This is a genomic window from Mangrovibacter phragmitis, from assembly GCF_040429585.1.
In the GTDB taxonomy this organism is placed as follows: Bacteria; Pseudomonadota; Gammaproteobacteria; order Enterobacterales; family Enterobacteriaceae; genus Mangrovibacter; species Mangrovibacter phragmitis.
The window spans coordinates 3053147-3064498 of sequence record NZ_CP134782.1 but is presented as its reverse complement, the minus strand read 5'-3'; the positions used below and the strand labels follow the sequence as shown (position 1 = coordinate 3064498).

10 protein-coding genes are annotated in these 11352 nt (G+C 56.0%); 6 read left to right on the top strand and 4 right to left on the bottom strand.

All coding sequences use genetic code 11. From position 1 onward, the window contains the following. The first annotated feature begins 74 nt into the window (after positions 1-74). From MPHASIOC01_RS14765 to MPHASIOC01_RS14745, 5 genes are all read left to right on the top strand, one after another. Entirely contained in the window at positions 75-392 is a 318-nt protein-coding gene (locus MPHASIOC01_RS14765; RefSeq protein WP_353612829.1) for a helix-turn-helix domain-containing protein, read from the top strand. Next, positions 385-1089 carry a zinc ribbon domain-containing protein gene (locus tag MPHASIOC01_RS14760; RefSeq protein ID WP_353612828.1) on the top strand — a complete coding sequence of 235 codons (705 nt, stop codon included), beginning with the start codon at positions 385-387 and terminating at the stop codon, positions 1087-1089. Before MPHASIOC01_RS14765 ends, MPHASIOC01_RS14760 begins: the two co-directional genes overlap by 8 nt. A 23-nt stretch (positions 1090-1112) precedes the next feature. After that, positions 1113-1442, top strand: a complete 330-nt coding sequence (locus MPHASIOC01_RS14755; RefSeq protein WP_353612827.1) for a zinc ribbon domain-containing protein — start codon at positions 1113-1115, stop codon at positions 1440-1442. Between the two features lie 82 nt (positions 1443-1524). Beyond that, entirely contained in the window at positions 1525-2166 is a 642-nt protein-coding gene (locus MPHASIOC01_RS14750; RefSeq protein ID WP_353612826.1) for a hypothetical protein, read from the top strand. A gap of 258 nt (positions 2167-2424) precedes the next feature. Then, positions 2425-2787 carry a DUF4160 domain-containing protein gene (locus MPHASIOC01_RS14745; protein ID WP_353612825.1) on the top strand — a complete coding sequence of 121 codons (363 nt, stop codon included), beginning with the start codon at positions 2425-2427 and terminating at the stop codon, positions 2785-2787. A gap of 7 nt (positions 2788-2794) precedes the next feature. Here MPHASIOC01_RS14745 and MPHASIOC01_RS14740 read toward each other — a convergent pair whose 3' ends face one another. From MPHASIOC01_RS14740 to MPHASIOC01_RS14725, 4 genes are read right to left on the bottom strand one after another with little or no spacing between them, the layout of a single operon-like run. Continuing rightward, positions 2795-3136 (bottom strand): hypothetical protein, encoded by a 342-nt coding sequence (locus tag MPHASIOC01_RS14740; RefSeq protein ID WP_353612824.1) that lies wholly within the window; start codon positions 3134-3136, stop codon positions 2795-2797. Next, a complete protein-coding gene (locus MPHASIOC01_RS14735) occupies positions 3133-3645 on the bottom strand; it encodes a hypothetical protein (protein WP_353612823.1) in 513 nt (170 codons plus the stop codon). The genes MPHASIOC01_RS14740 and MPHASIOC01_RS14735 overlap by 4 nt, the downstream gene beginning before the upstream one ends. Further along, entirely contained in the window at positions 3642-8231 is a 4590-nt protein-coding gene (locus MPHASIOC01_RS14730) for a minor capsid protein (RefSeq protein WP_353612822.1), read from the bottom strand. The genes MPHASIOC01_RS14735 and MPHASIOC01_RS14730 overlap by 4 nt, the downstream gene beginning before the upstream one ends. Continuing rightward, positions 8231-9739: a phage portal protein gene (locus tag MPHASIOC01_RS14725; RefSeq protein ID WP_353612821.1), complete on the bottom strand. Its 1509-nt coding sequence runs from the start codon at positions 9737-9739 to the stop codon at positions 8231-8233. Before MPHASIOC01_RS14725 ends, MPHASIOC01_RS14730 begins: the two co-directional genes overlap by 1 nt. A 299-nt stretch (positions 9740-10038) precedes the next feature. Between MPHASIOC01_RS14725 and MPHASIOC01_RS14720 the strand changes: the two genes are divergently transcribed. Then, complete coding sequence (locus tag MPHASIOC01_RS14720; RefSeq protein ID WP_205228842.1) at positions 10039-11349, top strand: ATP-binding protein; 1311 nt, start codon at positions 10039-10041, stop codon at positions 11347-11349. The last annotated feature ends 3 nt before the right edge of the window (positions 11350-11352 follow it).

Here is an 11352-nt window from a genome sequence, read left to right as displayed (position 1 = left end):
CTTACCGGAAGCGTCGGCGATGTGTCGGAGGGTGACGAAATGAGAATTTCTTATTGACATAAACACGCGCTGAAATGTATGCTCAGCATTGCTCAGCATTGCTCAGCATTGCTCAGCATTGCTCAGCATTGCTCAGCATTGCTCAAGATTCAATTTCTACGCTTATGCGAAGGAATATAATGGAAAAACATTGGCTTACGGTCGCAGAGGCAGCAGAGTTCTTAAGGTTAGGCCGGTCTACGGTTTACAGATTGTTGCGGGAAGGAAAATTGCCAGCGCACAAAGTCGGAAGAACTTGGCGCTTTGATCCTGAGGAACTCAATGTCTGGATTAGAACAGATAAGGCGAAAAAATTTCCGGTAGCTGATCAAAAGGGAGGGGCTAATGGGTAGTGATAGTTTGTTCGTAAAATGCAAGACTTGCGGAAAGGATATCTCAAAATCTGCAAAGACCTGTCCACAATGTGGGAGTAAACAAAAAAAGCTCTCGGTGCTTCACTGGATAGGTATAGTCTTCGGCGTCTTGATTGTCATTGGTCTTTTTAACTCGCCAGACTCATCGAATAATAACGGCTCCAGCACTACCCCCGCTGCTAAAAAGTCCGCACCTACACTCGAATCGTTCCAACCTTCTGATCAAGCAAAATTCATAGAGATCGTCTCTTCGTCTGCAAACAAATTCACAGGTGCAAAAAATGAATTGCAACAGTCTGTGCTTAAAGACGAACGAAAAACCCTTCTGTCTAAATCTCAAATCGGACATTCTGTTTCGGGTTGGTTCGGCACTATAAATGCCCTGGAAACGAACACTGAGGGTAAAGCGATTTTGTCGATACGGATATCACCGAACATCGAAATAAAGACCTGGAACAATGCAATTTCGGATATAAACTCCTATACACTGATCGAAAAGGGATCAGATTTATATAACCGGCTTTTGGAGTTATCCGTTGGCCAGCGAGTTAAATTTTCAGGGAGCTTCTTCCCATCAGGGGAAGACTTCTTTGAAGAAACAAGTATGACGATAGACGGATCAATGAAGAATCCAGAATTTCTTTTTAAATTCAGAAGCGTAGAAGCAGTAAATTAACCATCAACTAGAAGGAGAGGGATATGCCACTCATCAATTGCCCAGAATGCTCAACAGAAGTAAGCGATACTGCATTAAAGTGCCCTAAATGTGGGGTACAATTGAGAAAGCCTAAGCGCGGTTTTTTCGGAAAATTAGTCAAATGGGGCTTTGTCGGCTTCAATATCCTCATGGCAATATGGCTTATAGGCGGCATGAACTCGGCTTCTGAAGGAATGCAGGCTCTTTCTGGTGCTGAGCAAGCTGGTGCCGCAATTGGAACTGGCATCGGTGCGATGTTGATTCTCGGCATCTGGGTGATTGGAGATATTATCCTTGGCCTTTTTGTGCTCTTTACCCGGCCAAAAGCATAAAGCTCAATATCATATCCACTAGCCCTGAATTACACCTCACCGCGATGTTATTCAGGGCTTTTTTGTTTTGCGAGGTATTAGCATGAAAAAGATATCACTGATTATCATAACTGTTTTAGCACTGTCTGGGTGCAAGGCTACGGTAGAGACAGAAGTTAGCCTGAAGGACATCCTTGAATCAAAGACGAAAACTATTGCTGGTGATCTTTTTGTGGAGGTTGCAGGTTGCAACGATTACAAAGATTCCAGACAGCCATCATCCTCTCTTGTGAAGGTACAACAAACCATTCCGAGCATATTCCAAGATGCAAAATATGTTGAGTGTTTTAGGAAAGAGTTTGACTCCTATGCGCGCTTTACTATCCCGGTGGTTCTAGACAAGGACAAAGACGGAAAACTAGCATCAGAATCACACCTGAACATCATTTCTAACGCAGACTCTCTTTTGATGGTGGGCATTCCTCAGAGCATTAAGGCAAACATGGAGCGTGTGAAAAATAATAGCTTTGGAACGAGCACATTTGATTTAAAGGTAAACATTAAAGTCAACAACGATACGGGAAAAGAGTTCCCTTTCAAAGTAATTGCTGCCTATGTTGAAAATCAGCCATACGTTTATGGCGACCTAACATCTAAAGGAAATGGGTCTTTCACTGTAACATTATCTGACGTTTCGGTCAGCAGTGCATTAGAGAATGGCACCGCTATGGTTTTAATCAGATAACTTACAGCAAGGTAGCAATATGTTTTTAATAATAAATATAACTGATGTTGAAGACGCAATAACTCTCAAAAACGGCCGACTCATTGAGGCCGTGTTTACTCATGCGTCAGAAATCCTAAATGCTGGTGGCAGAATCATCATTCAGAGGGAATACGTAAATGCAAGTCCAGACATTCTAGCTACCTTCACGATCCAGGCCGATTTGGAGGACTGGAAATCTAGAATTGACGATATTCTTTCACGATTAGATGAACAGCAATGATCGAAATAGAGTTTGTCAATGATTGTATTTCGGAGCTGCAATCCTGCCTGGATCAAGGACCTATCGTACTTTATCAGGGGAAGGAGCTTCGCAGCCTCAATGAAGAGGTAGTCGGCCGCATCGGTGGGCTTAGAGTGACCATACGCGCCGACGAACACCCCCCACCCCATTTTCATGTCGAATATAACGGCGAAAACAATAGCTTCAGCATCGAAGATGGGACACCTCTTTATCCAAACAACGGACTGAAACAATATTTCCGCAACATCTGTAAATGGCACTTCAATAACCGTGGTACTTTGGTTGCGGCATGGAATCGGACGCGACCTGACAACTGCCCGGTTGGCCCAATCCAGTAACCTATATTTATACCCGGGCCAGAACGGCCTTGCCGCAGGCGTCGAGGGAGGGGTATTCGCCGGTCTCGGTGATCTCGGAAAAGACCCCGTCGTAGGGAGAGCGGGACAGCCGGTGGTATTCGAGAAAATCCGCCGGAAGCGAGGTGGCCCCGACCTCGACCAGACGGTTGACCACCCAGGCAGCCTCATCCTTGCGGTCGGCAAGCCCGTTCGGTCCCCGGTCGAGGTAGTACATCTCCACATCCAGACCGGGACCCGGCCCCTGAACCCAGACGCCCACGGGCAAGTATTCCGGGACGGTGGCTTGCCGGTCGGCCATTATCGAGTCGATCATATAGCGCAGTTTCATGACCAGTCCTCCGCGATCAGGAGATGTTCGGCCAGAAGCTGGTCGTCGATCCGGCGGAATCTCTCGGCGTTTTTCTTCCTGTAGGAGATCCAGCGTTGCCAGTCCGCCGCGAGTTCGGGCTCCGAGACCGGCTCGATCATTTCGACATGGTGAATGCGGCCCAGGTCGTCGGTCATATCGACAATCAGCCACCCTTCGGCCTTCTTACCGTCATGTTCGGCCGTCAGGGTGTCTTCCACCCGGACATCCACCACCTTGATGGTGTGGGCGTGCTGGAAGCCCTCGTCGTAACCGAGCGCCTTCCACAACAGCCAGAAATCGGTGCGCAGATGGTTGCCAGCAGCGTCGAAATGGGGTGCGATCCGGGTGACGGTGAAGCTGTCCACCAGGATATCCAGAAAGAGATCCCGGGATTCTCTGACCGTCATGCGGCTGCCCCGGCTGTTGAACCAGTGCAGCGATTCCTGCAGCCGCCGTTTCTCCTGTTCGATAAAGTCCTTCATGGTCATTGTTTGCGTTTGCTCCAGCTTTGCGAGGTATGGACGATGTCCTCCACCTTGCGCCCGTCGGGCAGTTTCTTGATGCCGCGCCGGGTGAAACTCTGGATGATCTCCCGGCGTTCGTTGTCGCTTCTGGCCACGATGAACTCGATGTTGTCCAGCAGCGTCACCGAGTATTTGAAGATGGTTTCGTTGCCATGGCGTTGCGAGAACCGCTTCCAATCATCGATGCTGGCTCCCCGGTTGCGCTGCACGTAGTCGTCGATCACCTTGCCGTAGGCGTCATGGTCATAGCTGATGGCGTCCATGCGCCGCAGCATCTGTTTCTTGAAGTAGAGGGCCGGTGAGGCGTCGCTGGCCGGTTGCTTCTTGATTCGGGTGAAGAAATAGCTCGCGCCGCCGGTCTGCATGTCGGCCACCGGGGACATTCCTCCCGGAGCCACGCCCATGCGCATCTTCTCGACCGTGCTGACCATGGCTCCATTGTTTTCCATGATCAAGTCGATAAAGCCGGACATGCTCTCGCCGTTGGTCAGATCGTGGACCAGCGAGTAGCCCTTCATCTGTTTTTCAAGGTCCTCCTCGGTGATGTCGAACCGGAACTGGTGTCGGTATCCGCCCTTGGCGTCGCGGTCCAGAAAGCCCGCCTGGTATTCGCCCAGCGGGTTGTATCCGGAAAGCTGGGTGATGTCCTGGACGCCCAGTTCCTTTTGCCAATAGCCGCGCAGGGCCTGGACCCGCTCGGTGGTGGTGGCGTTGCGGTCATCGAGGGATTTCTGCAGCCGTTTGAAGTCGGCGCTTTTGTCGGTCTTGCGGATGTAGGCGAGCTTTTCGAGGTACATCTGCTCCGCGTTTTCCGCCGTGGCCACCCGGGTGTCGATCCCAAGCTGTTCGAGCTTTTCCAGCATCGCCTCGACCCGTCCGGGAGTGGCGTCGCCATCCAGGATCATTTCCAGCTCGCCGCGCTGGGCATAGAGGTTGGTGTCCGACCAGGGGCGATAGCGGACCCGGGTGCCGTCCTCGAAGGTGACGGTGTACTGGTGTCCGTCCTGCATGCGGGAGTTGTGATTGAACAGCGCCCGATTGTCGATGTCGTCGGCCTCTACAGTGATGGTGCCGGAACCGATCCTGCGCTTGGTGTGGGTCACCTTGCCGCGTTCCACCTTAAACGGCGGTTTCTCCTTGGGTCTCTGCGCGTCGAGCTTGGGCAGATACTGCTCGAAAACGCCATTGGTGGCCCGGTCCCAATCGACGGACTCCTCAATCTCCTTGACCCATTTCAGATAGTGGTCCGCCATCTCCTTGACCTTGGGGTCGGCGCTCTTCTGCAGGGTCTCCAGTTTCTTGCGCAGGCGCAGGGCCTTGTCGATCTTGGTCCGGTTGTACTTGCCGTCGCCCACGTGGAAATTGACGTTTTTGACGGCGTCCAGAATCGTCGGAAAGAAGCTGTCTTCGACCAGCGGCTGTCCCTTTTCCCCGGCCGCCGTCTGCACATACCTGCGCAGCACCTCGTCGATGCGGCGGTCGGTATCCGGCCGGATCTTCATCTTGACCACGGTGCGCTTCTTCCCCTTGAAGCTCTCGGTGAAGATCAGCGCGTTCTGGTCTTCCACGTCGCCGCTGTCGAAGGGCAGCGTCTTGCCCTGCCAGCCGAGCTTGCGGGCCTCCTCGACCAGGGTCTCTTCGGCGGAGGAGAGTAACTTTTTCTTCCCGGTGGCGGCGCTCAGCTTGTCGAAACGGAAACCCCGATCCCCCAGCACATCGGCGTAATAGCCCTCGAAGTCCCGCCGGAGATTGTGTTTTCGCTCCAGGGCCAGGTCGTAGAAATGCCGCAGCCCGGCCGGGTCCTTGGCGAACCGTCCCTCGGCGTAGGGCCGCAACAGATCGAGGTAATCCTCGTCGGCGATCTTTTCGACTTCCTGGATGTAGCGAAGGGTCGCGTTCGGATCGACCCGTACCTTCCCTTCCTTGGCCGCCCGGAAGACCTTGTTGTAAAACGGCTCTTCCTCGCCGCAGACGCCGTTGGGGTGATAGTCGAGCGAGAGCTTGTCCTGGCCCAGAAACTTGAAGGCCTGGCCTTTGTCGATTCCGTAGACGCGACCGTCCCGGGCACGGATGAACTGCTTGGAATGTCCGTCGTGATTGGCGATCAGCCAGTCGACCACATGCTCGCGCTGGATCTGCTCCAGTTCGATGGTGGTCAGATCCTGGGGCAGGATGTTGCGAAAATCGAAGTCTTCCCGCAGATCGGTGCGCCATTTCTGGATGGAGCCGGTGCGGCCGTTCAGTTGGATGGTGCGCACCTCGATGGAATGGGGGTCGATCAAGCGGCCGATCTTGTAGGCGGCTTCCTCTCCGAAGGCGATGAACTCATCGTCCTTGCGGCTAATGGGCTTGAACAGCCATTTGTCGCCGTTTTTATCGGTCCAGAACTCCTTTTCGTGTGCGCCGCCGACAGCGGCCTTGCCGGATTTTTTGAATTTAGACGGCAGACCTTTCTGCTGCCACGCGGTATCGACAGTGGTGAACTCCGCGCCTTTCTTGCCGATCTTGGGCTCGGGCGGCTTGACCGGGATAGGCTGCGGAGCCGGTTTCGGCGGTTCCGTCTTCGGCGTGGTGAGCTTGGCCGGTGCGGTTTTCTTCTTGCCTCCATGCTTTTCGGCCCAGGCCGCGTGCTTGGTGTCGATGCTGGCCTGAACCGCTTTGATTTTCGCGGGATCGGTCTCGGTGAAGAGCGTGGTCAGCTCGTCTTTGTTGGCCCACTGCCAATACTGAACCTTGGTCTCCTTGGCGAGCGTCTTGAGCTCCGTCGATTTCAGCTTGCCGACCTGGTCCTGGAAGAGCTGTTTCTTGAGGGCGATTTCCTTGCTGTGGGCCGCCAGCAGATCCTGGGGTAGATCGGTGCCGCCGGAAACCGCCTGTTCCGCCTTGGCAATCGCGTCGAGGAAATCCTTGTAGCCGGTCGGCGTGTCGGGAACGACCACGGCCTTGGCGGCGTCTTCGAGAGCCGTTTTCTGTTTCAGGATCAGCTTTTGTTTGGCCTCGTCGACCGCCTTTTTCTTGACCGACTCGGCCATGTCGGCACCGGCCTTCTTCTGCAGCGCCTCGACGAGCTGCTGCTTGTTTTTGAGGATGCCGATGCCGTGCTTCTGTTTGGCCGCCGCGAGTTCCTTGCCCATCAGGCCGCTGTGATCCACGCCGGGCTCCAGCTTGTCGAGCAGCTCGATGGTCTCCTGTTTGGTCATATTGAGGGAGATGCCGTTCTCTTTCGCCATCTCCTTGAGCTGCTGGGCGGTCATGCCCTCCAGCCCCTCGGCGGGAGGGATCTTCGTCATCTGGGCGGCGAGCAGCTTGGCCTGTTTGAGTTCCGCCTGCTTCAGTCCGAGCAGATCGACCAGTTCTTCCTTGGTCCGCAGCAGACCGATCTTGTGTTCCTTGAGCTTGGCGCTGAGCGCCGCTCCGGCCAGGTCGCCGTGATCGATCCCGGGTTCGGCCAGATCGAGCAGCTTGATGAAATCGGCCTTGGTCCGGGCGATGGCCACGCCGTTCTGTTTCGCCAGGGTCTGGAGCTGTTTGACCGTCAGCGAACCGAGGTCGGCGATGTCGCCGTTTTCAAAGGCGCTCTTGATCTTGGCGTTCTCCTTGGCCTGGGCGTCGGCCATGCCTTCCAGCACATGGGGCGGGAGAATGCAGGCGTCCCCCTGCGATGCCTGGGCGTCTGCCTGGGCGGCCATCTCGCTGCCGCAGACGGTCATCGGCCAGGCCACGATGTTGGTGCAGCGGCAGTGCGGATGCGCGGGTTGCTGAGGAAACTTGTCGATGGGAAAGGTCTTGCCGTCCAGGCCGCCGCAGACCGGGCACATGCGCTCGTCCTCCATGGCCAGCCATTCCAGCTTCTGGATGCCGACCCGCTCGTGGAACTTGAGCCTGCCCATGTTGTGGGCGCGGAGGACCTCGGTGCGGGCGATCATCTCCATGCGGTACTGCGCCTTGCTGAACACCCGGCTTCCGGCCTGACGAAAGGAATCCTTGTCGACGATCACCTTGCCCATGTCCCGGACGATGTCGTCGGCTCCCTTGCCCGTGGCGATGCCGTTCAGGATGGTGCGCTTGATGCCGCCTGCGAGTTCGCGGTGAACGTCACCGGCGAGTGTGAGGTTGTACTGCGCCATGAAGTCGAGGGCATTGGTGTCGACGATGGTGAACACCTTGGTGGCCAGCTTATCGATGCCTTCTGGCTTGAGGTCGGCGTAGAACGGAAGCGCCGCGTCGGCGAGCTCTCCGATTCCCTGCTGGATGCCGAGCTTGAAGGAGTCCTTGGTCGTCTTGCGAAAGACCAGGGTCTGCTCCCGCTTGAGCCGCTTCATGGTGTCGTCGAGTTCGAGCTGGAGCTTTTCCAGCCCCTTGAGCGCGGCGAGCTTGTTGTCCGGCAGGGAGCCGAGGGAGCGGTACTGGAGGATGGCGCGGGCGACCTCGTCTTCGGCCTGTTTCAGCGCCTGGGTGAGCTGGGCCGTAACCTGGTCGTTGTAGCGGTTGCGGGCCGTCAGGCTATTTAGGGTGGCCGCCTGGATGCGCTGCTTGAGGTCCGAAGGCATCAGCGGGTCTCCCGGCGGTCTATGAAACGACAGGCCGGGGCGTCGAAAGTGCGCTCGCTGTTGTGGACCCGGCAGTGGTTGGTGTCAGCAATGAAGTGGCTGCACTCGTCACACACGGCCGCATCGCCGGTGGACTCCAGGTCGCCCGACCAGACCAATGCCGCCTCCGCCGTGGGTTCATCGTCCTCGGCCGGAATCCCGAGCATCTTCCGGGCGCGAGGCACGCTGAGAATGCCGGAGACGACCATATCCACCACCGGCTTCACCTGCTTCTCGTCCATCAGGTCGATCTGCTTGCGTTCGGTCTCGCGGTTGGCGGCCTCGATATCCGGGTCCAGGTCCATCTTGAGCTGGAGGCTGGAGCGGCTGATGAGTTTACGGTCGTAGAGTTCGATGAGGAGCTTCTTGAAATCGACCGCATCGCTCGGGTCGAGGTCGTTGAAGATGAACTGGATGCTCTTGTCGCCATGGCCGTTCAGCTCCATCCAGTCGTCGAACACCCAATCGAGGAGCTTGCGTGCGGCCTGTTTGATCTCGCGGATCATGACCATCATCTTCTGCATGCTCACCGAGGCGGTGGCGAAGTTCGGGCCGTCACCGGTCACCAGCGAGCGTGACAGACCCAAGGCCACCACAATGTCTTCCTTCACCTCCTTGACCTTGTCCTCGACGTTGAGGACCTGGCCGTCGGTGCCGTGGGTTTCGACATTGACGTAGAACGGGACCACCAGGCCGCTTTTCATGTCCATCTTGTTGACCATGTCGCGGACCTGTTCGAGCATCCGCTGGTCCGGCATCACCATCTTCTGGCCGAACGCGCCGCCCACCTTGAGCAGGCGGAACGGCGTGGCCCAGCGCTTGGCGATGGCCTGTTCGGCCCGGCGGTAGTCGCGCAGCAGTTCGATGGCTTGGAAAGCTGGAAGCACGAGGGAGTTGCCCCGGGGCGAGAAGGCCGGTGCGTCCCATTTGAGGTGGACCACCTGCTCGACGGGCAGCGGGATGGATTCCCCGCCGCCGGGTGTGTCCTCGGGAAATTGCCGGGCCTCGATCAGCTCGCCCTGGGCGTATTTGACCTTGACCGAGACCGGGTTGACGCAGACCAGCTCCTCGATGTCCTGGCCGGACTTGGTGAAGCGCTTGAAGCCGATGGCGTCGCCTTTCACCAGGAGCTGAAGAACCATGTCCTTGATGAACTGCGAGACGTTCAGCCGCCAGGCGGCCTCCAGGGCTTGCTCCTTGAGGGTCTCGTCATCGCTGGTGATTTTGATCTCGTCGCCCACGGCGAAGGTGCGCCAGGAGTTGACGCAGTTCTTCACCAGCGGCTCCTCGACGTAGTATTCCCAGGCCTTACGGGCGCGTTCTTCCCAGGTGGCCGGAATCGCTTCGGCGGCGTTCACCTTGGCGAAGGCGGCCGAGTCGAGCGCGGCCGCTGCTGCCAGCGGCGCGATGACAAAGCCGGTGGTGTCCAGGCTTTCGGGTTGTTCGTCCTGATGGGCGGTACTTTCCACGTGATCCTCTCGGTAGTTTCGGCCATGACAGCCGCACATCCGGCCCGTGTGGGCCGAACCCGGCTCGATGCCGGTTACTTACCGGAGATGGGTGGAAAGCGTCGGAGGATGAGTTTGGCGGGTGGTCAATATGCAAAACCTCTTCATTTGAGAAGAAGTAAAGAGGTTTTGCATCAGACTGCATTGAGGCGGCCGAGGCCGAAACCAGAAATTTACCTTGCCATTTCAAGCCTAAACTGGCAATAATTATTTCCGGTTGTTATATTGACCGGAAAAATTGATAGCCGGAGGTTTTCGCGATGATTGACATGCTTAAAGAAATAATCCTCGATTTTCAGGAGATTGACCTTCCGACGGGTGTGCCCAGGCGGGTTGCTGTTTCGCCAGTGCCGGGAAAAGCCACGGTTTGCATCGGTGTGCGCCGCAGCGGTAAATCGACTTTCATGTTCCAGCTTATGAAGAAGCTGCAGGACACTGGCGTTGCCCGTCAGAACATCCTCTATCTGAACTTCTTCGATGATCGTCTGCATAGTCTGCAACACGACAATCTGGGTGTGATTCTGGAAGCCTACTTTTCGCTCTATCCGGAAAAAAAGAATGCCGAGAAGGTTTATTGCTTTTTCGATGAGATCCAGGTCGTACCTGGCTGGGAGCCCTTCGTTGACCGCTTGATGCGCATGGAAAAGTGCGAGGTGTACATTACCGGGTCGTCGGCTCAGATGCTCTCACGAGAGATAGCGACCCAGATGCGCGGCCGGGCACTCTCCTGGGAAATGTTCCCGTTTTCATTCCGGGAGTTTCTCGACTACAAGGGGATCGAGAGCGACGGTCCACTCTCGACCAAAAAACGTCTGACTGTCCAGAAGGCATTCGAGGAGTACTGGGAAACCGGTGGCTTCCCCGAGGTTGCAGGCCTTAACCGTATGCTGCGAATCAAGACCCACCAAGAGTATTTCAACGCAATGCTGTTCCGGGACCTTGTTGAACGCCATGATATCTCTCACCCCAAGGCGGTCACGGATCTGGCGCATTGGCTGGTGGACAATACGGGTTCCCTCTATTCCATCAACAACCTGACCGGCTACCTGAAATCCCTGGGGCACAAAGCGCCGAAACCCGCCGTCTCCGATTATCTCGAATGGTTCGAGGATGCCTACGTTCTGTTCACGGTGCGCATCTTTGACGCCTCGCTGGCCCGGGCCAACACCAACCCCAAGAAGATTTACTGCGTCGATCACGCGCTGGTGACGTCGATCAGCTCCGGCATTCTGGTCAACTCGGGCCATCTTCTGGAGAACCTGGTGTTCACCGCGCTGCGTCGGGTCACGCCGGATATCTTTTACTACAAGACCAAGGCGGGCCGGGAGGTTGATTTCATCGCCGGACGACAAGGCCCGTCCCGCATGCTTGTTCAGGTTTGTGAATCGATGGCCGACCAGCAAACCCGCAAGCGGGAAACCACCGCGCTTGCCGAAGCCATGACCGAACTGAAACTGTCGCATGGCATTATCGTGACGCGTAACGAGGAAGAGCAGATACAGGTAGATTCCGGAAAAATTGACGTGGTGCCCGCCTGGCGGTTTCTGCTGAACATGCCGGAAAACGCCTGACAT